Source organism: Streptomyces sp. NPDC040432 (assembly GCF_055595445.1).
Genome location: NZ_JBVIVP010000015.1, coordinates 41,243 through 65,585, shown reverse-complemented (window position 1 = coordinate 65,585; position 24,343 = coordinate 41,243). Strand labels below are relative to the sequence as shown.

At 73.4% G+C, this 24,343-nt stretch carries 21 protein-coding genes; 6 read left to right on the top strand and 15 right to left on the bottom strand.

The window, feature by feature from the left end; genetic code table 11:
- Positions 1–640: 640 nt before the first annotated feature.
- From pheT to infC, 7 genes are all read right to left on the bottom strand, one after another.
- Complete coding sequence (gene pheT / locus ACZ58N_RS26385) at positions 641–3,169, bottom strand: phenylalanine--tRNA ligase subunit beta (RefSeq protein WP_471164519.1); 2,529 nt, start codon at positions 3,167–3,169, stop codon at positions 641–643.
- Positions 3,169–4,296, bottom strand: a complete 1,128-nt coding sequence (pheS, locus tag ACZ58N_RS26380; protein WP_471164518.1) for a phenylalanine--tRNA ligase subunit alpha — start codon at positions 4,294–4,296, stop codon at positions 3,169–3,171. Before pheS ends, pheT begins: the two co-directional genes overlap by 1 nt.
- A 161-nt stretch (positions 4,297–4,457) precedes the next feature.
- Positions 4,458–5,654: a sensor histidine kinase gene (locus ACZ58N_RS26375; RefSeq protein ID WP_471164515.1), complete on the bottom strand. Its 1,197-nt coding sequence runs from the start codon at positions 5,652–5,654 to the stop codon at positions 4,458–4,460.
- Between the two features lie 55 nt (positions 5,655–5,709).
- Positions 5,710–6,567 carry a TrmH family RNA methyltransferase gene (locus tag ACZ58N_RS26370; protein ID WP_471164512.1) on the bottom strand — a complete coding sequence of 286 codons (858 nt, stop codon included), beginning with the start codon at positions 6,565–6,567 and terminating at the stop codon, positions 5,710–5,712.
- Positions 6,568–6,677: 110 nt separating this feature from the next.
- On the bottom strand, positions 6,678–7,064 hold the full coding sequence (gene rplT, locus ACZ58N_RS26365; RefSeq protein WP_007263143.1) for a 50S ribosomal protein L20: 387 nt from the start codon (positions 7,062–7,064) through the stop codon (positions 6,678–6,680).
- Positions 7,065–7,164: 100 nt separating this feature from the next.
- Positions 7,165–7,359 (bottom strand): 50S ribosomal protein L35, encoded by a 195-nt coding sequence (gene rpmI / locus ACZ58N_RS26360; protein WP_030387121.1) that lies wholly within the window; start codon positions 7,357–7,359, stop codon positions 7,165–7,167.
- A gap of 102 nt (positions 7,360–7,461) precedes the next feature.
- Positions 7,462–8,184, bottom strand: coding sequence for a translation initiation factor IF-3 (gene infC, locus ACZ58N_RS26355; protein WP_471164753.1), 723 nt, complete (start codon positions 8,182–8,184; stop codon positions 7,462–7,464).
- A 322-nt stretch (positions 8,185–8,506) separates the two neighbouring features.
- Between infC and ACZ58N_RS26350 the strand changes: the two genes are divergently transcribed.
- A complete protein-coding gene (locus ACZ58N_RS26350; protein WP_471164509.1) occupies positions 8,507–8,893 on the top strand; it encodes a DUF1844 domain-containing protein in 387 nt (128 codons plus the stop codon).
- A gap of 101 nt (positions 8,894–8,994) precedes the next feature.
- Here ACZ58N_RS26350 and ACZ58N_RS26345 read toward each other — a convergent pair whose 3' ends face one another.
- Genes ACZ58N_RS26345 through ACZ58N_RS26335 form a run of 3 tightly spaced genes read right to left on the bottom strand, consistent with a single transcriptional unit; the run spans position 8,995 to position 12,007 of the window.
- On the bottom strand, positions 8,995–9,741 hold the full coding sequence (locus ACZ58N_RS26345; RefSeq protein ID WP_471164506.1) for an SseB family protein: 747 nt from the start codon (positions 9,739–9,741) through the stop codon (positions 8,995–8,997).
- Positions 9,742–9,743: 2 nt separating this feature from the next.
- The gene (gene mycP / locus ACZ58N_RS26340; protein WP_471164503.1) at positions 9,744–11,195 is read right to left on the bottom strand and encodes a type VII secretion-associated serine protease mycosin; all 1,452 of its coding nucleotides are present in this window, start codon (positions 11,193–11,195) and stop codon (positions 9,744–9,746) included.
- Entirely contained in the window at positions 11,192–12,007 is an 816-nt protein-coding gene (locus ACZ58N_RS26335) for a hypothetical protein (protein WP_471164501.1), read from the bottom strand. Before ACZ58N_RS26335 ends, mycP begins: the two co-directional genes overlap by 4 nt.
- A gap of 256 nt (positions 12,008–12,263) precedes the next feature.
- On the opposite strand from ACZ58N_RS26335, the gene ACZ58N_RS26330 reads away from it, so the two are divergent.
- Positions 12,264–13,457: an amino acid deaminase/aldolase gene (locus ACZ58N_RS26330; protein WP_471164499.1), complete on the top strand. Its 1,194-nt coding sequence runs from the start codon at positions 12,264–12,266 to the stop codon at positions 13,455–13,457.
- A 46-nt stretch (positions 13,458–13,503) separates the two neighbouring features.
- Here the strand turns inward: ACZ58N_RS26330 and ACZ58N_RS26325 are convergent, their stop codons facing one another.
- From ACZ58N_RS26325 to ACZ58N_RS26310, 4 genes are all read right to left on the bottom strand, one after another.
- Complete coding sequence (locus ACZ58N_RS26325; protein ID WP_471164497.1) at positions 13,504–14,802, bottom strand: HAD family hydrolase; 1,299 nt, start codon at positions 14,800–14,802, stop codon at positions 13,504–13,506.
- 146 nt (positions 14,803–14,948) lie between these two features.
- Positions 14,949–15,743, bottom strand: a complete 795-nt coding sequence (locus tag ACZ58N_RS26320; RefSeq protein WP_471164495.1) for a 3-oxoacyl-ACP reductase — start codon at positions 15,741–15,743, stop codon at positions 14,949–14,951.
- Between the two features lie 5 nt (positions 15,744–15,748).
- Positions 15,749–17,128: an aldehyde dehydrogenase family protein gene (locus ACZ58N_RS26315; protein ID WP_471164494.1), complete on the bottom strand. Its 1,380-nt coding sequence runs from the start codon at positions 17,126–17,128 to the stop codon at positions 15,749–15,751.
- A 103-nt stretch (positions 17,129–17,231) separates the two neighbouring features.
- Positions 17,232–18,611: a glutamine synthetase family protein gene (locus tag ACZ58N_RS26310; RefSeq protein WP_471164492.1), complete on the bottom strand. Its 1,380-nt coding sequence runs from the start codon at positions 18,609–18,611 to the stop codon at positions 17,232–17,234.
- Positions 18,612–18,688: 77 nt separating this feature from the next.
- Between ACZ58N_RS26310 and ACZ58N_RS26305 the strand changes: the two genes are divergently transcribed.
- The 3 genes from ACZ58N_RS26305 to ACZ58N_RS26295 all read left to right on the top strand — a co-directional run bounded on the left by ACZ58N_RS26305 (position 18,689) and on the right by ACZ58N_RS26295 (position 21,870).
- The gene (locus ACZ58N_RS26305) at positions 18,689–19,435 is read left to right on the top strand and encodes a FadR/GntR family transcriptional regulator (RefSeq protein WP_471164491.1); all 747 of its coding nucleotides are present in this window, start codon (positions 18,689–18,691) and stop codon (positions 19,433–19,435) included.
- Positions 19,436–19,576: 141 nt separating this feature from the next.
- A complete protein-coding gene (eat, locus tag ACZ58N_RS26300) occupies positions 19,577–21,064 on the top strand; it encodes an ethanolamine permease (protein ID WP_471164489.1) in 1,488 nt (495 codons plus the stop codon).
- An 83-nt stretch (positions 21,065–21,147) separates the two neighbouring features.
- Entirely contained in the window at positions 21,148–21,870 is a 723-nt protein-coding gene (locus ACZ58N_RS26295; RefSeq protein WP_471164487.1) for a gamma-glutamyl-gamma-aminobutyrate hydrolase family protein, read from the top strand.
- Between the two features lie 273 nt (positions 21,871–22,143).
- Here the strand turns inward: ACZ58N_RS26295 and ACZ58N_RS26290 are convergent, their stop codons facing one another.
- Positions 22,144–23,067 (bottom strand): LysR family transcriptional regulator, encoded by a 924-nt coding sequence (locus ACZ58N_RS26290; protein ID WP_389711284.1) that lies wholly within the window; start codon positions 23,065–23,067, stop codon positions 22,144–22,146.
- Between the two features lie 70 nt (positions 23,068–23,137).
- Between ACZ58N_RS26290 and ACZ58N_RS26285 the strand changes: the two genes are divergently transcribed.
- Positions 23,138–24,310 carry a TDT family transporter gene (locus tag ACZ58N_RS26285; protein ID WP_471164485.1) on the top strand — a complete coding sequence of 391 codons (1,173 nt, stop codon included), beginning with the start codon at positions 23,138–23,140 and terminating at the stop codon, positions 24,308–24,310.
- The last annotated feature ends 33 nt before the right edge of the window (positions 24,311–24,343 follow it).

Sequence of the window (24,343 nt, the reverse complement as noted above, 5' to 3'; positions counted from 1 at the left end):
ACTGAAGAGCCTCGCCAATGAGGCCGCTCGGGTCGTCGGCTCCCCCTCGTACAGTGCGACGACCCGGCACCGCGCCGCCCGCCTTGCTGTCTGCCCGACACTCCATGGCAGGCGGGCGGCGCGCCACGGCTGTCGAGGGCCCGGTTGGTCGCCGGGCCCCGCCGGCCGGGCCGTATCCGCACCGGGCCCGTCCACCGGCCCGGTGCGGAGCGGCACCACGGACGCGAAGGCGGCACCACCGGCCCGGATCGGAGCGGACCGGGGCCACGGCCCGGGACCGCCGGTGCGATGGGGTACGACCGGGTCGGTCGGACGAGGTCGTCGGCCATCGGGCGGACAACCCGCCGCCGACGTCGCCCCGGCGGCGCCCCGCCCGGGCCGCGACTCCCGCCCCGCCCGGGCCGCGACTCCCGCCCGGCCCGCCGGGGGCGTCCGCCCGCGCGTGATCATCCGTTGGTCGCTCCCCTCCGGCTCGCCGGCCGCAACGATTGTTTCGACCTCCGGACGTACCGGACTCGGGCCCCCGGGCTTCTCACCCGAACGAGTGAGATGGGGCTTCGCACCCTCGAAATGGCGGGAGGGGCGCATCCGGTGCTCCGGACACGCCCCTCCCGACCTGCTCTTTCCTACGGCGGCGCGATCACGCGCCGCGCAGCACCGCTCCGGTCCGTTCCGTCGCCAGCGCCACCGCCGCGTCGCGGGCGGCCGTGGACTCCTCGGCCGTCAGCGTGCGGTCGGTCGCGCGGAAGCGCAGCGCGTAGGCCAGGGACTTCTTGCCCTCACCCACCTGCTCACCGGTGAAGACGTCGAACAGCCGCAGGGACTCCAGGAGTTCACCCGCGCCCTTGCGCAGCGCCGCCTCCACGGAGGCGGCGGGCACGGAGGCGTCGACGATCAGCGCGACGTCCTGGGTCGCCACCGGGAAGGTGGAGATCCGCGGCGCCCGCAGGGCCTCGCCGCCGGCCGCCGCGAGACGGTCGAGGTCGAGCTCCATCGCGCTGGTGCGGGCCGGCAGGCCCATCGCCTTGACCACGCGGGGGTGCAGCTCACCGGCGTGGCCGATGACCGTCTCCACCCCGTCGAGGGTGACGACGAGCTCGGCGCACCGGCCGGGGTGCCACGGACCGTACTGCCCCTGACGGACGACCAGTTCGGTGCCCGCCTCGACGGCCAGCACGCGGGCGGCCTGGACCGCGTCCGCCCAGTCGGCCGGACGGCCCTTGCCCCACCAGCCGGCCTGTTCACGGCCACCGGCCAGCACGACCGCGGCGTACCGCGGCTGCGCGGGCAGGGCCGCGTTCAGGGTCTCGATCTCCTCGTCGGTGGGACGCCGGTCGACGGGCAGCCGTACGGCGACACCCGGCTGCGCGGCGGCCCGGAAGACCGAGCCGGTCTCGAAGAGCGCGAGGTCGTGGCTGCCGCGGCTGTCGTTGCGGCGCAGCGCTCCGAGCAGACCCGGCAGCAGCGTGGTGCGCAGCGCCGGCTCCTCATCGGAGATCGGGTTGACGAGCTTGACGACCTGACGGGAGGCGTCGTGGGCCGGGAGCTGGAGCTGGTCGAAGACCTGCTCGCCGATGAACGGGTAGCTCAGCGCCTCGACGTAGCCGGAGCCGGCCAGCGCGCGGCCGACCCGGCGGTGCAGCTGCTGCCGTGCGGTCAGACCGCGACCGGAGGGCACCTGCGGGAGGGTGGACGGGAGGTTCCCGTAGCCCTCCAGGCGGATGACCTCCTCGGCGAGGTCGTTGGGCTCGGCGAGGTCGGGCCGCCACGAGGGGACGGTCACGACGAGCTCGTCCTGGCCGTAGACGTCGCAGCCGATCTCCTGGAGGCGGCGGACGACGGTCTCGCGGCCGTAGTCCATGCCCGCCACGCGGTCGGGGTGGTCGGCGCGCATCGCGACGGTGCGCGGGGCGCCCGGGGCGGTGAGCTCGGTGACCCCGGCCTCGGCGGTGCCGCCCGCGAGCAGCACGAGCAGGTCGACGGTGCGCTGGGCGGCCGCGGCGGCGGCCTGCGGGTCGACGCCCCGCTCGAACCGCTTGGAGGCCTCCGAGGAGAGCTTCATGCGGCGGGCGGTGCGCGAGATCGCGATGGAGTCGAAGTGCGCGGCCTCGATGACGACGTCCGTGGTGCCCGTGACCTGCCCGGTCCCGGGGTCGGTGACGGAGTCGGCGATCTCGGTGTTGGCGCCGCCCATGACACCGGCGAGCCCGATCGGGCCGCTGTTGTCGGTGATCACCAGGTCCTCGGCGTCGAGGGTGCGCTTGACGCCGTCGAGGGTGGTGAACTTCTCGCCCTGCTCCGCGCGGCGGACGCCGATGGCGCCGTCGAGACGGGAGCGGTCGTAGGCGTGGAGCGGCTGGCCGAGCTCCAGCATCACGTAGTTGGTGACGTCGACGGCCAGCGAGATCGGCCGCATGCCCGCCTTCTGGAGGCGGCGCGTGAGCCAGATCGGGGACCGGGCCTCGGGGTCGAGGCCGGTCACCGTGCGGGCGGTGAAGCGGTCGCAGCCGGCCGGGTCGTCGATCTTGACCAGGTAGCCGTAGGAGTTGGGCGCCGGGACGTCGATCAGCGCCGGGTCGCGCAGCGGCAGGCCGTAGGCGGTGGCGGCCTCGCGGGCCACACCGCGCATCGACATGCAGTAGCCGCGGTCCGGGGTGATGTCGATGTCGAGGACCTCGTCGACGAGCTGGAGCAGCTCGATCGCGTCGGTGCCGACCTCGTACTCGGGCGGCAGCACGATGATGCCGTGCGTGCCGTCGTCGCCCATGCCGAGCTCTTCGCCGGAGCAGATCATGCCGTGCGAGGTCTTGCCGTAGGTCTTGCGCGAGGCGATCGCGAAGTCCCCGGGCAGGACGGCGCCGGGCAGGACCACGACGACCTTGTCGCCGACGGCGAAGTTCCGGGCACCGCAGACGATCTCCTGCGGTTCACCGGTGCCGTTGGCCGAGCCGACGTCGACGGTGCAGAACCGGATCGGCTTGCGGAAGCCTTCGAGCTCCTCGATGGTCAGCACCTTGCCGACGACGAGGGGGCCCTTGAGGCCGCCGCCGAGCTGCTCGACGGTCTCGACCTCAAGGCCGGCGTCGACGAGCTTGGCGGCCACGTCGCGGCCGGTTTCACCCGCGGGGAGGTCGACGTACTCCCGCAGCCAGGAAAGCGGGACGCGCATCAGATCTCACTCCCGAACGGCCGGGTGAAGCGAACGTCACCCTCGACCATGTCTCGCATGTCTTCAACGTTGTGACGGAACATCAGCATCCGCTCGATGCCGAACCCGAAGGCGAACCCGCTGTACTTCTCGGGATCCACGCCGCAGGCGGTCAGCACCTTGGGGTTGACCATGCCGCAGCCGCCGAGCTCGATCCAGCCCTCGCTGGAGCAGGTGCGGCAGGGGCGGTCGGGGTTGCCCACCGATTCGCCGCGGCACACGTAGCACTGCATGTCCATCTCGGCGGACGGCTCGGTGAAGGGGAAGAAGTGCGGGCGCAGGCGCGTGGTGGTGCCCTCGCCGAACAGCTCCTGGACCATGTGGTCCATGGTGCCCTTGAGGTCCGCCATGGTCAGGCCCTCGTCGACGGCGAGCAGCTCGACCTGGTGGAAGACCGGGGTGTGCGTCGCGTCGAGCTCGTCCGTCCGGTACACCCGGCCGGGGCAGACGATGTAGACGGGGGGCTTGCGCTCCAGCAGCGAGCGCGCCTGCACCGGGGAGGTGTGGGTGCGCAGCACGACGCCCGACTCGTCGCCCTCGGTGCCTTCCGGCCCCCGGACGAAGAAGGTGTCCTGCATCTGGCGCGCCGGGTGGTCGGGCGTGAAGTTGAGGGCGTCGAAGTTGAACCACTCCGCCTCGACCTCGGGACCTTCGGCGACCTCGTAGCCCATGGCCACGAAGATGTCCGCGATGCGGTCCATCAGCGTGGTCAGGGGGTGACGGGCGCCGGCGGGGACCCGGTCGTGGGGCAGCGTGACGTCCACCGCCTCCTCGACCAGTACCCGCTCGTCGCGCTCGGCCTCCAGCTCCACCGTGCGGGCCCCGAAGGCCTTGTTCACGGCGCCGCGGGCCTGACCGACGCGCTTGCCCGCCTCGGCCTTGGCCTGGGGCGGCAGGGCGCCGATCTCGCGGTTGGCGAGCGCCAGGGGCGAGCGGTCGCCCATGTGCGCGGTCTTCGCCTCGCGGAGCTCGTCGAGGTCGCCGGCGGACGCGAAGGCGGCGAGCGCCTCGTCCCGCATGCGCTCGATCTCTTCCGGTTTCAGTGCCTCGACCTCGACAGGGTCGTACGACTTGTTCGGTGCCGACATCTCTTCCCGTACTTCCGATGGCTGGCTGGTGGTCCCCGCACGACTCGATCGAAACGTCTCGCCGCGATCGGCACGTGGACACAAAGGTGCCAAAGGACGAGTCTAAAGGTCGTCGGGGGTGTGGGGCGCCCGTGGGCCGCCTGGCGAGATCCCGCGCGGTGTTACTGCGTGAGGTAGGCCGGTGCGGCGACGGGCAGGATAAATCGGAACCGGGCGCCGCCACCGGGTCCCCGGCCGACGGTGATGGTGCCGCCGTGGGCCTCCACGATGCCCTTGACGATGTACAGGCCCAGGCCGGTGCCGCCGCGCTTGCTCCCCCGCCAGAAACGGGTGAACACGCGGCCCATCGACTCCTCGGGGATCCCGGGGCCTTCGTCGGTCACGGTGACGGCGGTTCCCTTCTCGTGGGGCGACACGTCGATGGTGACCGTTCCGTCACCGTGGCGCACCGCATTTTCGAGCAGGTTGCCGAGGATCTGGTCGATCTTGTCGGGATCGGCCCACAGGTCGGGCAGGGGCCGGCAGACCCGGACGAGGAACCGCTCGGGGGCCTGACCGTTCGCGGTGAGGGCCTGGACGTGCCGACCCACGGCGGCGGCGATGTCCACCGGCTGCCGGCGGACCTCCAGCCGGCCGGAGTCGATGCGGGAGATGTCCAGGAGTTCGGCGATCAGCCGGGTAACGCGGTTGGCGTCGGCGTCGACGGTCTCCAGCATGAGCCGCTTCTGGTCGTCGGTGAACCGCTCCCACTTGGCGAGCAGGGTCGCGGTGAACCCCTTCACGGAGGTCAGCGGCGAGCGCAGCTCGTGGGCGACGGTCGCGATCAGCTCGGCGTGACTGCGTTCGGTGCGGCGGCGGGCCTCGGTGCCCCTCAGCGTGACCACGAGGCGGCAGAGCGGGCCGGTGGGGTGGGTGCGCACGTACCGGGCGGACACCAGCACCTCGCGGCCGCCGGGCAGCAGGAGGTTGCGCTCGGGCTGTCCGCGCCGGGTGGCGAGGCCTCCGTAGGGATCGGTCAGGGCCCACCAGCGGCGGCCTTCGAGGTCCTCCAGGGGCAGCGCGCGGTCGATGCGGCTGCCCAGGGCCTGACGGGGGTCGGTGGCGGTCATCCGGCCGGCGGCCCGGTTGAAGCAGATGACCCGGCCCGCGTGGTCGGCGACGACGAGCCCGTCGGGCAGGTCGTCGGGGTCGAGGCCGAAACCCGTGCCGGCACCGGCGCCGGGGGCGCCCGACTGGTGCGGTACGCCGGGCAGGCCGGCGGGGACGGCGGCTGCCGGGCCGGGCACCCCGGGGGCGTCCCCGGGCCGCTGCCCGGCCCCGGCCGCGGCTCCCGGCAGGCTGTTCGTACCGACGGTCATGTCCCCGTACCCCACATTTCCGAGTACCGCAGTGGGCCCCCGGGCCGTCACATTACTAGCTGGGGGTCACGGAGCGGCACCCTCCGGGCGCCCGCTGTGCTCGCGCGGACGCGTAGAGACACACGGCGGCGGCAGTCGCGAGGTTCAGGCTCTCCGCCTTGCCGTGGATCGGTACCCGCACGACGGCGTCCGCAAGCGCGCGGGTCTCCTCGGGCAGACCCCAGGCCTCGTTGCCGAACACCCAGGCCGAGGGGCCGCCCATGGTGCCGGCGTCCAGTTCGGCGTCGAGGTCGTCCTCGCCGGCCCCGTCGGCCGCGAGGATGCGTACGCCGGTCGCCCGCAACCCGTCCACGGCCTGGTCGACGGGTACGCCGACCGCGACCGGGAGGTGGAAGAGGGAGCCGACGGAGGCCCGCACGGACTTGGGGTTGTACAGGTCCACGGAGGCGTCGGTGAGGACCACCGCGTCGGCTCCGGCGGCGTCGGCGCAGCGCAGGACGGTACCGGCGTTGCCGGGATCACGGACGTGCGCGAGGACGGCGACCAGCTTGGGCCCGGCCTTGAGGATCTCCTCGAACGGCGAGTCGAGGAAGTGGCAGACGCCGACGAGCCCCTGCGGGGTGACGGTCTGGGACACCTCAGCGAGGACCTCGTCGGAGGCGTGGTGCACGCGGGCCCCGGAGAGCAGCGCGGCCTCGACGATGTCGGCGTAGCGCTCGGCGGCCTCGACGGTGACGAACAGCTCGATCAGGGTCGGCCCCTGGGCGCCGCGGTGCTCGACGGCCTCGCGTACGGCCTGCGGGCCCTCGGCGATGAACCGGCGCTCCTTGGTGCGGAAGTTGCGCCGCGCCAGGCGCCTGGCTGCGGCCACCCGCGGGGATCGGGGGGAGATCAGCTCGTCGGGGTAGCCCATGGGTCTCAGCGGTTCTCTCTACGGGGTCCGGGCGGGGAAAGCACGCGGACCCGCAGGCGTGAAGCCTGCGGGTCCGCGGTTGCCGGCCGCGTGACGCGGCCGGCGGGGCTTTAGGCAGCGGCCTTCGGCGCGTTGACGTCGGCCGGGAGGGCCTTCTGCGCGACCTCGACGAGGGCGGCGAACGCGTTGGCGTCGTTGACGGCCAGCTCCGCGAGGATCTTGCGGTCCACCTCGATGTTGGCGGCCTTCAGACCCTGGATGAGGCGGTTGTACGTCATGCCGTTCTGGCGGGCAGCGGCGTTGATGCGCTGGATCCACAGCTGACGGAAGTCGCCCTTGCGCTTCTTGCGGTCGTTGAAGTTGTAGACCAGCGAGTGGGTGACCTGCTCCTTGGCCTTGCGGTACAGGCGCGAACGCTGACCGCGGTAGCCGGAGGCCGCTTCGAGGATCGCCCGGCGCTTCTTGTGGGCGTTTACTGCCCGCTTGACGCGTGCCACTTTTTAACTCCTTGTAGCGGGGCCGTGGTTGTCTTCACACGACCCGAATTCGATGGGGTCCCGGTCTTGACGTCCCGCTCCCGGAAGGGAGCGGCGGACGTCACTTGCCGAGAAGCTTCTTGATCTTCGCGGCGTCGCCGGGGGCCATCTCCGCGGTGCCGGTCAGGCGGCGGGTGACACGGGACGACTTGTGTTCGAGCAGGTGGCGCTTGCCGGCGCGCTCACGGAGCACCTTGCCGGAGCCGGTGATCTTGAAGCGCTTCTTGGAACCGCTGTGCGTCTTGTTCTTCGGCATAGCGCCGTTATCTCCTCGTCGGTAACGCCCCCACCGGTCCTCGCGGACCGGCTTGCGGGAGCGTCATGTTGTGTCGGTGATCCGGGACGGGCTGCCCCGGAATCAGGCCTCGGCGTTCGCGTCGGCGTTCGCGTCGGCAGAGGGAGCCTCGTCGGAGGCGACCTCGGTGGTCTCCGCCTCGACGGGGGCGGTCTCCTCGGAAGGAGCTCCCTCGTCGCCTGCGACGACACCCTGGCGCTCGGCCTTGCGGGCAGCCTGCGCCTCGCGGGCTTCGGCCATCGCCTCGGTCTTCTTCTTGTGCGGACCGAGGACCATGATCATGTTTCGGCCGTCCTGCTTCGGGTTCGACTCGATGAACCCGAGGTCCTCGACGTCCGAAGCGAGGCGCTGCAGCAGTCGGTAGCCGAGTTCCGGCCGGGACTGCTCGCGACCACGGAACATGATCGTGATCTTGACCTTGTCGCCCTGCTTGAGGAACCGAACGACGTGACCCTTCTTGGTGTCATAGTCGTGCGGGTCGATCTTCGGCCGGAGCTTCATTTCCTTGATGACCGTGTGCGCCTGGTTCTTGCGCGCCTCACGGGCCTTCATGGCCGACTCGTACTTGAACTTGCCGTAGTCCATGAGCTTGCAGACCGGCGGGCGTGCGGACGCCGCGACCTCGACCAGGTCGAGGTCGTACTCCTGCGCCAGTTCAAGCGCCTTGGCAAGCGGCACGATGCCGACCTGCTCGCCGCTGGGACCGACGAGTCGAACCTCGGGAACGCGAATCCGGTCGTTGATGCGGGGCTCGGTGCTGATGGATCCTCCTCGGTAGCACCACACGGCTGCCTGGCAGACAGCCGCTGACGTCATGTGTCGTCCGACCTACCGCGGCGGGGAATGAAAAAAGCCCCGCCGGGCACAGGCAGGGGCTCCATAACAACCGGAGCACCGCCACGTGCGAACCGCGGGGCGCAAAATCGGGCAGCTTTCCATCGTCCGTACGGAACGATGGATACCGCCTGACCGGAAGACCTGCCTCCCCGGAGGGTGGTCAGGTGGGAGGGAGCCTCCACTTGTGGGCCGGGCACACAGGTGTCCGGCCGGTCGAAGTACATACTAGCACCCGCGTTGCAAGCCTGCCGCACGGCATATCGTGGGGCGCATGACTGACGCGACGCCCTCCGATTCCACCTTCCCCTCCGACGCCCCGGCCGCCCCGGATTACGACGAGATGACCCGCGACATCGCGGACGTCCCCGCCGTCGAGGTCATCACGACGGTGGCCGTCCACCTGCTGAGCGCCGCAGCGGTCAACCTGGGCCTGGACAAGCCGGACTCGGAGTACAAGGACCTCGACGAGGCCCGCAAGCTGATCACCGCCCTCGCCGGCCTGGTCACGGCGAGCGCCACCGAGATCAGCTCCTTCCACGCGGCTCCGCTGCGCGACGGTCTGAAGTCGCTGCAGCTGGCCTTCCGCGAGGCCTCGATCGTTCCGGACGAGCCGGGGCAGGGTCCGGGCGAGAAGTTCACCGGTCCCGTCTACGCCTGATCGGCCGTTCCGTACCGCGCGCGAGGGCCCGGCCCCCGGAGTTCCGGGGGCCGGGCCCTCGTTCGTGTGCGTGCCGGCCGCCGGTCGGCGCGAGCCGCCCGTCAGCGGGCGAAGAGCGGCTCCCCCGGCGGGACGGGTCCCTGCGGCGGGAGCAGCGCGAGGTCCAGGCCCCGTACGAGCCTGCCCCGCAGGGTCTCGTCGGCGGCGAGCGCGCCGGCCACCCGGCGGGCGGCGGCCTCGGGCCGGTGGCCGGCCTCCTCGGAGAGCATCACGGCGAGCGTGCCGCCGGAGCCGGCGCCGGAGCGGAGCAGGTGGGCGCGGACCACGGCGGGATCCGCCGCCACGACGGTCCGTACGGCCTCGCGCACGGCGGGGTCGGCCAGCGGGTCGGCGTCGGTGCGGCCCTCGGCCAGGGCGAGCAGGGCGGAACCGGTGAGTTGGTAGGGGACGGGGCCGGCGAGGTCCACGACGATCGTGTCCGCCTTCTCGTGCGCGGCGGCGGCGAGGGCCTGGTGCAGCGGAACGGCCACGGGCCGGGCCGCCGGGTCCCACAGGGCCAGCGAGGCGATCGAGGTGAAGGCCGGCAGGGCCCGACGGTCCCCGGCGGTCAGGGTGGGGACGGCCATGTCGCTGGTCTTCTCGCGCTTGAGACCGGTTTCGGGGTCGGTCTCGACCTCGCCGAGCATCGCCACGACGGGCACCAGCAGGCGGGCCTCCTTCAGGGCCGCGAGCACCTGCGGTTCGGCCGTGCGGTCCGCCGCCCAGGCGGCCAGGGCCGCGCTCAGCCGGGGATCGGCGGTGCCGTCGTCGTCGGAGAAACCGGGATCGGGAATGTTCTTGGTCGCCACAATCAACCGAGCTTATCCCGCCGTGCGGTGCGTGGTCGCCGGGCCAGTACGCCCGCCACCGCGAGCAGCGCGAGCCCGGCGACTGCCGCGGCCGGGGCGCCCGGGCGGGCGGGCCGCTCGACGGGGCGGACCGGGTCGGGCCCGGGGCCGAAGTGGCTGCCGGCGGCCGGGACGGGGGACGGTACGGGCGCCTCGGGGCGCAGCGCGCCCGCCGCCTGCAGGGCGGCGACGGGGTCGACGGTGCCGTGGCCGAGGGCGTCGTCGCGGCCGCCGGCCGGGCCGTCGGCGGCGGTGTCCTCCAGCAGCTTCTTGACCTGGGCCGGGGACAGGTCGGGGTGGGCGGCCCGGACGAGCGCCACCGCCCCGGAGACGAAGGCGGCGGCGGCGCTGGTGCCCCAGCCCTCGTAGTAGGAGCGGTCGGGGTCGGCGATGACCACGTCGACGCCGGGGGCGCTGACGGTGGCGTACCAGTGACGGGTGGAGAAGGGGGCCTTGCGGCCCTGTCGGTCGACGGCCGCGACGGTGATCACCCCGGGGTAGGCGGCGGGGTAGGAGGTGTGGTCGCCGCGTTCGCCGCCGTTGCCCGCGGAGGCGACGACGACCACGCCCTTGCCGAGGGCGTACTGGACGGCTTCGTCCTCGGCGGCCTCGTGGTGCGCGGAGTCGCTGTCGTCGCCGAGCGACAGGTTGATCACGTCGGCGCCGTGGTCGGCGGCCCAGCGGATGCCTTCGGCGAGGGCGCCGGCCTTGGCGTCGCGGGCCTCCTCGCGGCCGGGGTCGCCCTCCTCCAGGATCACCCGGACCGGGAGGATCTTCGCCTGGGGGGCGACGCCGAGGACGCCCTGTCCGCGGTGGGGGCCGTGGCCGCGGCCCGCGATGATGCTCGCCATCGCCGTGCCGTGCCGGGCCCAGGAACGGTCGCCTCGGCCGGCGCCCATGCCGACGAGGTCGGTGCCGTCGAGGACCTGTCCGGCGAGGTCGGGGTGACCGGCGTCGACGCCGGTGTCGAGGACGGCGACGGTGACCCCGTCGCCCTGGGTGGTGCCCCAGGCCTCCTCGGCGCGCAGGGCCAGCAGGCCCCACTGGCGGTCGCGGATGGTGTCGGCGCCGGCCGGGTGCGCGGCCGTGAGGGAGAGCAGGGCGGCCAGGGCGAGGGCGCCGACGGTGCGCGCGGGCCCCCTGCGGGGACCCCCGGCGCGGGGGGTTGCGGGAGCGCGGGCGGCTCCGGTACGAACGCCCGCGTCGCCGGGGCCGGACGCGCCACGTGCCGACGCGGAGCGGATACGGGTGGCGGCGAGGACCGCCACGCCGGGCGCGGGACGGGAGGTCCCGCCGGCGTCGGCCCCGGCGGGTACGGCCCGGCTGCGGGCGGATCCGTCGTGGGCGCGGCCGGACGGGCGGGCGGCGTCGGGGGCGGGCTTCGGGCGGGCGGTTCCGGGGCGGGGTGCGGTCATCGGGCGTCCTCCGCCGTCGGTGGCGCCGAGGACGCGGGTGGAGCGGCGAGGGCGGACAGCGCGCGTTCGAAGCGGGTGGCGAGGGCCTTGGCGTCGTGGCCGAGGCCCGCCTCGGTGACGACGCCGCGGGCGCTCGGCCGGGCGGCCTCCTCGGCGGGCACGGGGGTGTCCATGGCGCGCCCGTCGGCGAAGGCGGAGACGGTGTAGACGACGGCCGGTACCCCGGGGACGACGCTCGTGCTCCAGGCGGCGCGGCGGGTGTCGGCGTAGGCGTAGGCGGGCGGGGCGGGCAGTCGCCCGCGGAGCCCGTCCATGGTGACGGAGTCGGCGGGGGTGAAGACCATGCCGACGGTGACCAGCGAACTGCGGGTGGCGTCGGTGTAGGTGGCGCGGAGCACGCGCGTGCAGCCGGTGGCGGCGAGCGCGGCCCGCCAGTCGGTGGTGAGGCCGGTCGCGCAGTCGGCGTCGGGCGCGAGGGCGGTCCTGGTCCAGCTGCGGTCGGCTCCGCCCGGGCCGCTGTCGGCGGCGTCCACCCGTGGCGGGAACAGGCTGTCCACGGGGGCGGACCGCCAGAGCGATGCGGCCTGTCGGTAGGCGGCGTCCGGTGGCAGGGGCCGCCGGGCGTCGCGGTGTTCGCTCCAGGCGGTGGCCGCGGCCCCGGCGAGCAGGCCGACGCCGAGGAGGGCGCTCAGGACGGCGGCGGCGGTGCGGCCGGCGCGGCGGTGCGGACGGACCTCGGGTGCGGGCCGTTCGGCGGGCGGAGGCGGATCGGGTTCGCCGAGGAACGCGGTCCGTGGTGTCGACATGGTCATCCGGCGGCTCCGCCCCCCGTTCCGTACGGCTGCCTGCCCCGTACTCTACGGGGCCCGCGCCCCGGCGGGGGCGGGGGCAGTGGGGCCTTCGTGGCCCCCGACCGGCGTCGGGCCGCCCCTTCCGCTTCCTGCCGGGCGGGCGCGCGTGGTCCGGGGCCGGACGTCCGGGGACGGAGGGGCGCCCGGGTGCCGGGCGGCTCGGAGCGGCCCGCTCCGGGGCCTACCCCCTGGTAGGGCCATCTGGCAAGCTGCCGGCATGACTTCCGACCGGGCCCGGTACGACCGGGCGACCGCGCACCTCGAAGCGCCGCTGGCCATCGTGGACCTCGACGCGTTCGACGCCAACGCCGACGATCTCGTGCGCCGGGCCGGCGGCAAGCCGGTGCGGGTCGCCAGCAAGTCGGTGCGGTGTCGGGCCCTGCTCGAACGGGTCCTGGCCCGGCCCGGGTTCGCCGGGATCATGTCGTACACGCTCGCCGAGTCGCTGTGGTTGGCCCGCTCCGGCTTCGAGGACGTCCTGCTCGCCTACCCCTCCGCGGATCGGGCCGCCTTCGCGGAGCTCTCCGGGGATCCGAAGCTCGCCGCCGCGGTGACGGTGATGGTCGACGATCCGGTGCAGCTGGAGCTGATCGACCGGGCGCGCGACGGCGGGACGCAGGAGGTCCGCGTCTGCCTGGAACTGGACACGGCGCTGCACCTGCTGGGCGGCCGGGTACGGGTCGGCGCGCGGCGCTCACCGCTGCGGGAGCCGGAGCAACTGGCCGACCTGGCACGGGCGGTGGCGGCGCGGCCCGGGTTCCGGTTGGTGGGCCTGATGGGCTACGAGGGCCACGTCGCCGGAGTGGGGGACGCACTGGCGGGGCGTCCGGTGCGCTCGCGGATGATCCGGCTGATGCAGGGCGCCGCCCGCAAGGAGCTGGCGGCCCGGCGGGCCGAGACGGTGCGGGCGGTCCGTGCGGTGGTGCCGGACCTGGAGTTCGTCAACGGCGGGGGCACCGGCAGTGTGCAGCAGACGGCCGCCGAGGAGGCGGTGACGGAGATCGCCGCCGGTTCGGGGCTCTACGTACCGCGGCTCTTCGACAACTACACGTCGTTCCGGGGGCGGCCCGCGGCCCTGTTCGCGCAGCCGGTGGTGCGCAGGCCCGGCGTGGGCGTGGTCACGGTGCTCGGCGGTGGCTACCCGGCCTCGGGCGCGCCCGGTGCGGACCGGCTGCCCGTGCCGTACCTGCCGGAGGGGCTGCGCTACGACCCTCAGGAGGGGGCGGGGGAGGTGCAGACTCCGCTGTTGGGGAGTGCGGCCGACGATCTGTTGATCGGGGACCGGGTGTGGTTCCGCCATGCCAAGGCGGGTGAGCTGTGCGAGCGGTTCGACGCCCTGCACCTGATCGAGGGCGACCGGGTGACGGCCACCGCCCCGACGTACCGGGGCGAGGGCCGCACCTTCCTGTAGACCTTCGGGCGACCGGCGACGACAGGCGACGACCGGTCAGGTCCGGTCAGGGCCGGAAGACCGTGTCCGCCTGGTCGGGGATGACGCTCGCGTCCGCCCGGCGGACGGGGCCGGGGGTTCCGTCGCGGTCGGTCCAGCCCGTCGTGGAGCAGGGGTAGGGGCTGCTCCTGCGGGGCTTCGGCTCGATGAACATCGGGTTGACGATCCACTTGCCGTCGCTGTTGTCGTAGGCCCGGCACATGATCTCGTTCCTGTTCCGGTTGACGACCAGGCGCAGGGCGGTCGCGTCGCGCAGGAAGGAGATGTCGGTGTCGGAGTCGCCGGCGGCGAAGACCTGGCGGCGGGACGCGGGTTGGACCTGTTCGGCGGCGGGGCCCCGGATCCCGAGGACCTCCTGGTTGATCCAGCAGCGTTTGCCGTCGATGTAGGTGATCATCGTGTCGGCTCCGTCGCGTACGGAGCCGCAGCCCTGGAGGTGCCCGGTGAGCCGGCCGTCGCGGGTGGTCGTGTTGCGGATGCCGATGACGCGGTCGGCGGGTATGCCGACGCCCCGTGCCCAGACCTCGACGACGGGTTGGGGGGAGGCCGAGCTGATCCAGACGTCGAAGCCGGCCCGGCGGAGCGTGGCGATGAGGTCCTTCTGCTGGTCGTAGTAGCGGACCCAGCCGGTGGCCGTGCCGGTGCCGACCCGCTGCTCGGCGCCGACGGGCGCGGCGAGGTTTTCGGTGCGGGCGGAGGCCGCGAAGCCGCGTACCTGTCGGGCGGTCCAGCCCTGGGTGAGTTGGGGCAGCCAGGCGTAGGCGGGTTCGGTGGTGCGGCGGTCCCAGCCGGCGAAGGCGGCCGCGCCCGTGCGGGTCGCGGCGGTGCCGTAGACGGCCTTGATCTCGTCGGCGCAGGCCGCGCCGCGGGCGGTACCGGTGGGGAGGGGGCGGCCGGGGCGGGCGAGGGCGCCGCAGGCGTCGGCGAGGGCGCGGGCGGCGGCCGGGGTGAGGTGGCGGCTGGTGGTGGACCAGTCGCCACGGGCGGGCTGGCGGATCTTCCCGTTGCGCAGCAACCAGAACATGGTGGCGTCGCCGACGTCGTTCTTGACGACGGTGTTGTCCCAGTCGAAGACGGCGACGGGCTTGGTGCGGCCGGGCCGGTGGGGAGCGCAGGAGCCGTGGCGGTCGATGAGTTCCTGGAGTCGGGCGCGGTTGTCGCCGTACCACGCGGCGGTGAGTTCCGGGGTGTCGCAGTGCGCGGCGGGGCGGGCATGGGCGGCGGGTCCGGCAGCAAGGAGGCCGCAGACGGCGGTGGCGGCGGCGAGGAGGGCTCGGAGGCGCCGGGTGGTACCGGTTCGGGTCACTGGGTGGACGCTCCTGATTCCGGTGAAGGTCGTCTGAAGGTCGCCCGGGGGCGGTCCGGGCCCGGGAACACGACAGCCGGGCGTCGTGCGACGCCCGGCTGTCGGGATGGTGCGGTGCGGGTGGACGCGCGGGGCGTCCGGGCCGGCTACAGGGGGGTGACGTACGCGCCGGAGATGCCGCCGTCGACGAGGAAGTCGGTGGCGTTGACGAAGGAGGAGTCGTCGCTGGCGAGGAAGGCCACGGCGGCGGCGATCTCGGTGGGTTCGGCGAACCGGCCGAGCGGGATGTGCACGAGGCGGCGGGCGGCACGCTCGGGGTCCTTGGCGAACAGTTCCTGGAGGAGCGGGGTGTTGACCGGCCCCGGGCAGAGGGCGTTGACGCGGATGCCCTCGCGGGCGAACTGCACGCCGAGTTCGCGGGTCATGGCGAGGACGCCGCCCTTGGAGGCGGTGTAGGAGATCTGGGAGGTGGCCGCGCCCATGATCGCCACGAAGGAGGCGGTGTTGATGATGGAGCCGCGGCCCTGGCGCTGCATGTAGGGCAGGGCGGCCTTGCAGCAGAGGTAGACGGAGGTGAGGTTGACGTCCTGGACGCGGCGCCAGGCGTCGAGTTCGGTGGTGAGGATGGAGTCGTCGTCCGGGGGCGAGATGCCCGCGTTGTTGAAGGCGATGTCGACGGAGCCGTAGGTGTCGTGGGCCGTCCGGAAGAGGGCGTCGACCTGCTCCTTGTCGGTGACGTCCACCTGGACGAAGGTGCCGCCGACCTCCTCGGCGGCGGCCTTGCCGGCGACGGGGTCGATGTCGGCGCAGACGACGTTGGCGCCTTCGGAGGCGAGGCGGCGGGCGGTGGCCAGGCCGATGCCGCTGCCGGCCCCGGTGATGACGGCGGTCCGGCCGACCAGGCGGCGGCAGACGATCTCTTCGTTGGTCTGGCTGGTCATGTTTCTCAGGCCTCCGTGCTGATGAAGACGTTCTTGGTCTCGGTGAAAGCGGTGAGGGCGTCCGGGCCGAGTTCGCGGCCGAGTCCGGACTGCTTGTATCCGCCGAAGGGGGTCCAGTAGCGGACACTGCTGTGGGAGTTGACGGAGAGGTTGCCCGCGGCGACGGCTCGCGAGACGCGCAGGGCGCGGCCGACGTCGCGGGTCCACAGGGAGCCGGAGAGGCCGTACTCGGTGGCGTTGGCCAGGCGCACGGCGTCCTCCTCGTCCTCGAAGGGCAGGACGACGGCGACCGGGCCGAAGACCTCTTCCACGGCGACGGGCGCGGTGGGGGCGGCGTCGGTGACGAGGGTGGGCGGGTACCAGAAGCCGGGGCCTTCGGGGGCGGTGCCGCGGACGGCGGTGAGGTCGGCGGTGACGTACGAGCGGACGCGGTCGAGCTGGGCGCGCGAGATGAGCGGGCCCATCTGCGTCTTCTCGTCGAGGGGGTCACCGACGACCACCGATGCGATGCCGGGGGTGACGAGCGAGAGGAACCGGTCGTACACGGAGCGTTGGACGAGGATCCGGGTGCGGGCGCAGCAGTCCTGGCCGGTGTTGTCGAGGAAGGCCATGGGTGCGGCGGCCGCCGCGGCTTCGAGGTCGGAGTCGGCGAAGACGATGTTGGGGCTCTTGCCGCCGAGTTCGAGGGTCACCCGCTTCACCCGGTCGGCGCACTTGGACATGATCCGCTTGCCGACGCCGGTGGAGCCGGTGAAGACGATCTTCGCGACGCCGGGATGTTCGACGAGGGCGTCGCCGGCGACGGCCCCGTGGCCGGGGAGCACCTGGAAGAGGTGCTCGGGGATCCCGGCGTCGAGGGCGAGTTCGGCGAGGCGCAGGGCGGTGAGGGGGGTGGTCTCGGCGGGCTTGAGGATGACGGCGTTGCCCGCGGCCAGGGCGGGGGCCAGGCCCCAGGCGGCGATCGGCATGGGGAAGTTCCACGGGGCGATCACGCCGATGACGCCGAGGGGTTCGAGGAAGGTGACGTCGATGCCGCCGGCGACCGGGATCTGTCGGCCGGAGAGGCGCTCCACTCCCCCGGCGGCGAAGTCGAGGAGGTCGCGTACGTTGCCGGCCTCCCAGCGGGCGTTGCCGATGGTGTGGCCGGCCTCGCGGACCTCCAGGAGGGCGAGTTCCTCGACGTGCGCGTCGACGACCGCGGCGAAGCGGCGCAGGAGTCGGGCCCGGTCCGCGGGGGCGGCGGCGGCCCAGCCGCGTTGGGCGGCGGCGGCCCGTGCGACGGCGGCGTCGACGTCGTCCCGTGTGGCGGCCGGGACGGTGGCGACGACTTCCTCGGTGGCCGGGTTCAGCACGGTCAACCGGTCAGGGGCCAGCACTTCGGACACGTGGTGCCTCTCTGGTTCTTCGGAGCGGGCGGTGCGGGGTGCGGACGTGCGCGGGATGTGGGGCGCAGTGGTGTGGTGGCGTGTTGGTGTGGCCCGCTGCGGGTTACAGGCGTTCGAAGGAGCGGCGCAGCTCCCAGTCGGTGACGGCGGAGTCGTAGGCGTCGAGTTCGACCCGGGCCATGTTCCGGTAGTGGGCCACGACTTCGGGGCCGAAGGCGGCCTTGGCGATCTCGCTGTTCTCCCAGAGCTCCGCAGCCTCCCGCAGGGTCGCGGGGACGTGCGCGTAGTCGGCGGTGTAGGCGTTGCCCGGACAGGACTCGGGGAGTTCCAGGCGGTTCTCGATGCCGTAAAGGCCGGCCGCGACGAGGCCGGCGACGGCGAGGTAGGGGTTGACGTCGCCGCCGGGGAGGCGGTTCTCGAAGCGCATGGAGCGGCCGTGGCCGACCACGCGCAGGGCGCAGGTCCGGTTGTCCACGCCCCAGGCGACCGCGGTCGGGGCGAAGGATCCCGGGCGGAAACGCTTGTACGAGTTGATGTTCGGGGCGTAGAGAAGGGAGAAGTCGCGCAGCGCGGCCAGCTGGCCGGCCAGGAAGTGCCGCATCACGGGTGACATCCCGCGTTCGGCACCCTCTCCGTCTCCGTCCCCGGCCATCGCGTTGTGCCCGTCGGCGTCGGCCAGGGAGAGGTGGATGTGGCAGGAGTTGCCCTCGCGCTCGTCGTACTTGGCCATGAAGGTGAGCGAGACGCCCTCCTGGGCGGCGATCTCCTTGGCGCCGGTCTTGTAGACGGCGTGCTGGTCGCAGGTGGTGAGCGCCTCGTCGTAGCGGAAGGCGATCTCGTGCTGGCCGAGGTTGCACTCGCCCTTGGCGGACTCGACGACGAGCCCCGCGGCCTGCATCTCGTTGCGGATGCGGCGCAGGAGGGGTTCGACGCGACCGGTGCCGAGGACGGAGTAGTCGATGTTGTACTGGTTGGCGGGGGTCAGGGCGCGGTAGTTGGCGTTCCAGGCCTGTTCGTAGGTGTCCTGGAAGACCATGAACTCCAGCTCGGTGCCGACCATCGCGGTGTAGCCCAGCTCGGCGAGGCGCTCCAACTGGTGGCGCAGGATCTGCCGGGGCGCCGCGACGACGGGTGTGCCGTCGCTCCAGGCCAGGTCGGCGAGGATGAAGGCGCTGCCGGGGTTCCAGGGGATGCGGCGCAGGGTGCCGAGGTCGGGGTGCATGGCGAAGTCGCCGTAGCCCCGGTCCCAGGAGGACATCTCGTAGCCGTCGACGGTGTTCATGTCGGTGTCGACGGCGAGGAGGTAGTTGCAGCCCTCCGTGCCGTGGGCGAGGACCTCGTCGAGGAAGAACTGGGCGGCGAACCGCTTGCCCTGGAGCCGTCCCTGCATGTCGGGGAAGGCCAGGACGACGGTGTCGATCTCACCGCTGGCGACGAGGGCGCGGAGCTCCTCGGGCGCGAGCGGCGGCTTGCGGTCTACCACTGGAATCTCTCCTTCGGTGAGCCGAGGAGGCCTAAGGTATTGAATAGAACCATTGCTTGGGAAGGGGAGGAGCCGAGATGACCGACACGGCGAGCGAGGGTGGCTCGATCGCGCGGCTGAATCCGGTGCTGCGGCAGGTCCGGGCGGGCAACGGTTTCGAGGAGGCCCTCGAACAGATCCTCCAGGTCGTCCGACTGGGACTGGTGCCGGGCGGCGAACGGCTCCCGCCGGAGCGGGAACTGGCCGAACGGATGGGGATCAGCCGGGTCACCCTGCGCGAGGTCCTGAAGGTGCTCCAGGACCAGGGCCTGGTCGAGGCGCGGCGCGGCCGGTACGGCGGAACCTTCGTCCTGGCGCGCCCCGACACCCCGGCGGGCGGCGCCGAGGAGGAGCTGCGCAGACGGGTCGCGGGGGTGGACATCGAGGACGTCCTGCGGTTCCGCGAGGTGTTGGAGGTCGGCGCGGCGGGACTGTGCGCCTCGCAGGGGCTGACCGAGGAGGGCTCCGAGCGGCTGCTGAGCGCCCTGGCCGCCACCCACGACGCCCCGCTGCCCGACTACCGCCGCCAGGACACCCTCTTCCACCTGACCCTGTGCGAGCTCGCCGGCTCCGCCACCCTGACGGCCCAGTACGCGGCCGTCCGCGCGAGCGTGAACGACCTGCTGGACTGCATACCGCTGCTGGTGCGCAACCTCGAACACTCGCAGCAGCAGCACTCGGCCCTGGTCGAGGCGGTACTGGAGGGCGATGCCGACGGGGCCCGCGGGGCGATGCGCGAGCACTGCTGCGGCACGGCGGCCCTGTTGCGCGGGTTCCTCGCGTGACGGGCGGGGCCGCGCGCACGCGCCGTGACCGGGAGTGACCGGGAGGTTTTCGTAACCCCTGTTTAACGCAGGGGTCTTGCGCGCTCCACCCCCCTGACGCAAAGGTACGCCTCACAACCATTGCCCTAGGCAGGAGCGCACATGGCCGACGACATCGCACCCGTGCCCGTCAGGACACCAGCCGGGTCCGGCTCCCCCGGCCCGGACTCCCCCGGCGGCGCGGACGCCGAGTACATGCGACGACGCACCTTGCGCCGGGGCAGCGCCGGTTGGTTGCTGCTGACCGGACTCGGCGTCGCGTACGTGGTCTCCGGGGACTTCTCCGGCTGGAACGTCGGTCTCGACAAGGGCGGCTTCGGCGGCCTCGCCATCGCCACCGTGCTGATGGGCGTCATGTACGCGTGCCTGGTGTTCTCCCTGGCCGAGCTGTCCACGATCCTGCCGACGGCGGGCGGCGGCTACGGCTTCGCCCGGCGAGCTCTGGGACCCTGGGGCGGGTTCCTGACCGGCACGGCCATCCTGATCGAGTACATCCTGGCCCCGGCCGCGATCGTCATCTTCATCGGCGACTACGTCGAATCGCTGGGCCTGTTCGGCCTGACCTCCGGTTGGCCGGTCTACCTCGGCTGCTTCGTCGTCTTCATCGGTGTCCACCTGTGGGGCGTGGGCGAGGCCCTGCGCTTCAGCCTCGTCGTCACCGCCATCGCCGTCGCCGCGCTGCTGATCTTCGCGGTCGGCGCCCTCACCGAGTTCGACGCGTCCTCGCTGGACGACATCGCGGTGGACACCAGCGCGTTCGGCGCGAGCTCCTGGCTGCCGTTCGGCCTCCTCGGCATCTGGGCGGCCTTCCCGTTCGGCATGTGGTTCTTCCTCGGCGTCGAGGGCGTGCCGCTGGCCGCCGAGGAGGCCAAGGACCCGGTCCGCTCGATGCCGAAAGCCCTCGCGATCTCCATGGGCGTCCTCGCCCTGCTCGCCCTGATCACCTTCTTCGCGGCCACCGGCGCACAGGGCTCCGACGCCGTACGGACGGCGGGCAACCCGTTGGTCGTGGCGCTGGAGGGCGACGGCGGACCGACGGCACTGAGCCGGTTCGTGAACTACGCGGGGCTGGCGGGCCTGGTGGCTTCCTTCTTCTCCCTCATCTACGCCGGTTCCCGCCAATTGTTCGCCCTCTCCCGGGCCGGGTACCTGCCGCGCTTCCTCTCCCTCACCTCGAAGCGCAAGGCTCCGTACCTCGGTCTGGTGATTCCCGGGGCGATCGGGTTCGCCCTCGCGGCGGCCACCGGCAACGGCGCCCGCATGCTGAACATCGCGGTGTTCGGCGCGACGATCTCGTACGCCCTGATGGCCCTGTCGCACATCGTGCTGCGCCGCCGGGAACCGGGCCTGGAGCGCCCGTACCGGACCCCGGGCGGCGTGCTGACCTCTTCCGTCGCCTTCGTGCTGGCCCTGTCGGCCCTGGTCGCCACCTTCCTGGTGGACAAGGACGCGGCGTTCATCGCGCTCGGCGTCTACGCCGTCGCCCTCGCCTACTTCGCCTTCTACAGCCGCCGCCATCTGGTCGCGTCGGCACCGGAGGAGGAGTTCGCCGCGCTGGCGGAAGCCGAGGCGGAGTTGACCCGCGACTGAAATCCTGGGCCCCGGCGGCTCCCGAGCCCGCCCCGTCCCCCACCGAAGCCCCACCGTTCGGCACCACCACCGGAGGTAAGCCCGTGCCCAGGCCGCTCATCGGCATCACCACGTACGTGGAGGAGTCCACCCGCTACGGCGTGTGGGACCTGCCCGCGTCCCTCGTCCCGGCCGACTACCACGCGCTCGTCCAGGCGGCGGGCGGCGCGGCCGTCCTGCTGCCGCCGGACGAACCGGGGCGGGCGGCGGAGGTCCTGGAGCGGGTGGACGGCCTGGTCGTCGCGGGCGGCCCCGATGTGGACCCCGTGCACTACGGGGCCCCGCGCGACCCGCGCACCGGCGCCCCCGCGACGGTGCGCGACGAGTGGGAGCTGGCCCTCCTCGCGGCGGCCCTGGACTCCGGCACCCCGGTGCTGGGCATCTGCCGGGGCATGCAGGCGCTGAACGTCGTCCTGGGCGGGACCCTGGTCCAGCACATCGACGGACACGTCCACACCCCCGGCGTCACCGGATGGCACCCGGTCCGGCCGGTCGCCGGCACCCGCTACGCGGCGCTCGTCCCGGAGGAGGCCGAGGTGCCCACCTACCACCACCAGGCGGTGGACCGGTTGGGCCGGGACCTGGTCGTCTCGGCGTACGCCCTGGACGGCACGGTGGAGGCGATCGAACTTCCCGACCCCGCCCCGTGGGTGGTCGGCGTCCAGTGGCATCCGGAGCGCGACAAGGACACCCGGGTGATGGCTGCCCTGATCGAAGCGGCCGCCGCCCGCACGCCGTACGCCCTCACGGGCGCCACGGCCCGGTAGGACCCCGCCACCGGACCCCCGTCCGCCCCGTGGCGGCGGGGACCCTTACCGGACCCGCTCGCGCTCCGCCGGCGGGGCGTGGCCGGCGCCGCCCGTCGCGGGCCGGGTCGGGCCGGGTCACGTCAGGCAGGGTGGGGTCGCGGCAGACCGTGCCGGGTGCGGCCGGGCCGCGTCAGGTCATGCCGGGCCGCGTCGGGCCGAACCGCGTCAGGCCGGGCCGGCCCTGTTCGAGGCGGGTCGCATCAGGCCGGGGCGGACCGATGCGCAGGCGTCCTACGGTCGGGCCCGGGTCAGGGACAGCAGGTCCCTGGCCGGGCCGGCCGGGCGGTTGCCGGTGGGCCACACCGCGCGCAGGGCACGGCCCAGGTCGGCGCCGGCCACGGGCACGGCCACCAGCCGCCGCCCGGCCAGCTCGTCCCCCAGGGCGAGCTCCGACAGCACGCACGGCCCGGCGCCGCTCACGGCCGCCGCCTTCACGGCCGTGGTCGACGCCAGCTCCAGCAGGGGCTCCGCCAGCCCCCCGCAGCCCGCCAGCGCCGCGTCGAGCACCTGCCGGGTGCCCGAGCCCCGCTCCCGCAGGATCAGCGGGGTCTGCGCCAGTTCCGCCGCCGCCACCGCCCGGGTCCGCCGCGCCCAGGGGTGCGAGGGTGCCACCGCGACGACGAGCCGGTCCTGCGCGATGACCGCCGAGTCCAGTCCCTCCGCCACGAACAGCCCCTCCACGAAACCGAGGTCCGCATCGTGCGCGAGGACCCGCTGCGCGACGTCCGCCGAGTTCCCGGCGTGCAGCGACACCGCCGTTCCGGGCCGCTCCCCGCGCAGGGCGATCAGCCACCCGGGCAGCAGGTACTCCGCGATGGTCATGCTGGCCGCCACCCGCAGCCGCGAGTCGCGGCGGCCCCGAAGCGCCTGCGCGCCCGCGTCGAAGGCCTCGGCCGCCTCCACCACGCGCCGGGCCCAGTCCGTCACGAGCGCGCCCTCGGCCGTGAGGGTCGAGCCGCGCGGGGACCGGTCGACGAGCGCCACGCCCAGCCTGGTCTCCATCGCCCGGATCCGGCTGCTCGCGGCGGGCTGGGTGATGCCCAGCCGGCGCGCCGCGCCGCTCAGGCTGCCGACGCGTGCGACCGCGAGCAGCAGTTCCAGAGCGCCGAGGTCCGGCACTCGGTGCGCCAGCGGAACCCACTCGTCGTTACCCATAACGTCAGTTTATGGCCTCATAGGAATGCGACCTCTGCCCGCCCCCGGCCACCGGGACGAGGCTGGACCCATGGCCACCACCCTCGCGCCGACCCGCGCCACCAGCACCACCAGCACCACCGGCAGCAGCCGCACCACCGGCACCACCCACGCGACGACCGCGCCCCGGACCCACAAGGCCCCGGCCCTGCGTCACCTCGGCCCCAACTGGTACGCCTCCGTCATGGGTACGGCCATCATCGCCAACGCCGGCGCGTCCCTGCCGTACCAGCTGCCCGGCCAGCGCACGGTCTGCCAGCTCATGTGGGCGCTGTCGGCCGCCGCCCTGGTCGTCCTGCTCGCCGCCCGCGCCGGACACTGGCTGCACCACCGCGACCAGGCCCGGGCCCATCTGCTCGATCCGGCGGTCGCCCCCTTCTACGGCTGCCTCTCGATGGCCCTGCTGGCCGTCGGCGCGGGCACCGTGACCGTCGGGAAGGACCTGATCGGGGAACGCGCCGCGCTGGCCACCGACATCGTGCTGTTCTCCGCCGGGACCGTGATCGCCCTGGTCATGGCCGTCGTCGTGCCCTACCTGATGGTCGTCCGCCACGAGGTACGGGCATCGCAGGCCACTCCCGTGTGGCTGCTGCCCGTGGTCGCCCCGATGGTCTCCGCCGCCGTGGGTCCGCTGCTGATACCCCACCTGCCCGCGGGCCAGCCCCGCGAGGCGATGCTGCTGGCCTGCTACGCCATGTTCGGCGTCAGCCTGCTGGCGACCCTGATGCTGCTCCCCCTGATCCTCGGCCGGCTGATCGTCGGCGGCCCGCTGCCGCTGGCCCTGACCCCCGCCCTGTTCCTGGTCCTGGGCCCCCTCGGCCAGTCCGTCACCGCCGTCAACCAGCTCGCCGACGTGGCTCCGGGGGCCGTCCAGGGCCCGTACGCCGGGGCGTTCGGCGCCTTCGCGGTCGTCTACGGGGTCCCGGTCATGGGCTTCGCCCTGCTGTGGCTGGCCCTCGCGTCGGCGATGCTGGTCCGCGCCGCCCGCGCCGGAATGCCCTTCGCGATGACCTGGTGGGCGCTGACCTTCCCCGTCGGCACCTGCGTCACCGGCGCCGCCGGGCTGGCCCGACACACCGGGCTGACCGCCTTCTCCTGGCTGGCCGCGGCCCTCTTCGTCGGTCTCCTCGTCGCCTGGCTGCTCGCCGCCGGACACACCCTGCGCGGCCTGTTCACCGGTCGACTGCTCGCCGCGCCCCGCTGAACCCGCACCCCGCGCGCTCCCCGCGCGACGCGG

Bases quoted from the DNA above. Each gene is read 5' to 3' on its own strand.
- pheT (WP_471164519.1), bottom strand. From the start codon at position 3,169: ATGCGCGTCCCGCTTTCCTGGCTGCGGGAGTACGTCGACCTCCCCGCG.
- pheS (WP_471164518.1), bottom strand. From the start codon at position 4,296: ATGTCGGCACCGAACAAGTCGTACGACCCTGTCGAGGTCGAGGCACTG.
- ACZ58N_RS26375 (WP_471164515.1), bottom strand. From the start codon at position 5,654: ATGACCGTCGGTACGAACAGCCTGCCGGGAGCCGCGGCCGGGGCCGGG.
- ACZ58N_RS26370 (WP_471164512.1), bottom strand. From the start codon at position 6,567: ATGGGCTACCCCGACGAGCTGATCTCCCCCCGATCCCCGCGGGTGGCC.
- rpmI (WP_030387121.1), bottom strand. From the start codon at position 7,359: ATGCCGAAGAACAAGACGCACAGCGGTTCCAAGAAGCGCTTCAAGATC.
- ACZ58N_RS26350 (WP_471164509.1), top strand. From the start codon at position 8,507: ATGACTGACGCGACGCCCTCCGATTCCACCTTCCCCTCCGACGCCCCG.
- mycP (WP_471164503.1), bottom strand. From the start codon at position 11,195: ATGACCGCACCCCGCCCCGGAACCGCCCGCCCGAAGCCCGCCCCCGAC.
- ACZ58N_RS26335 (WP_471164501.1), bottom strand. From the start codon at position 12,007: ATGACCATGTCGACACCACGGACCGCGTTCCTCGGCGAACCCGATCCG.
- ACZ58N_RS26330 (WP_471164499.1), top strand. From the start codon at position 12,264: ATGACTTCCGACCGGGCCCGGTACGACCGGGCGACCGCGCACCTCGAA.
- ACZ58N_RS26320 (WP_471164495.1), bottom strand. From the start codon at position 15,743: ATGACCAGCCAGACCAACGAAGAGATCGTCTGCCGCCGCCTGGTCGGC.
- ACZ58N_RS26305 (WP_471164491.1), top strand. From the start codon at position 18,689: ATGACCGACACGGCGAGCGAGGGTGGCTCGATCGCGCGGCTGAATCCG.
- eat (WP_471164489.1), top strand. From the start codon at position 19,577: ATGGCCGACGACATCGCACCCGTGCCCGTCAGGACACCAGCCGGGTCC.
- ACZ58N_RS26290 (WP_389711284.1), bottom strand. From the start codon at position 23,067: ATGGGTAACGACGAGTGGGTTCCGCTGGCGCACCGAGTGCCGGACCTC.
- ACZ58N_RS26285 (WP_471164485.1), top strand. From the start codon at position 23,138: ATGGCCACCACCCTCGCGCCGACCCGCGCCACCAGCACCACCAGCACC.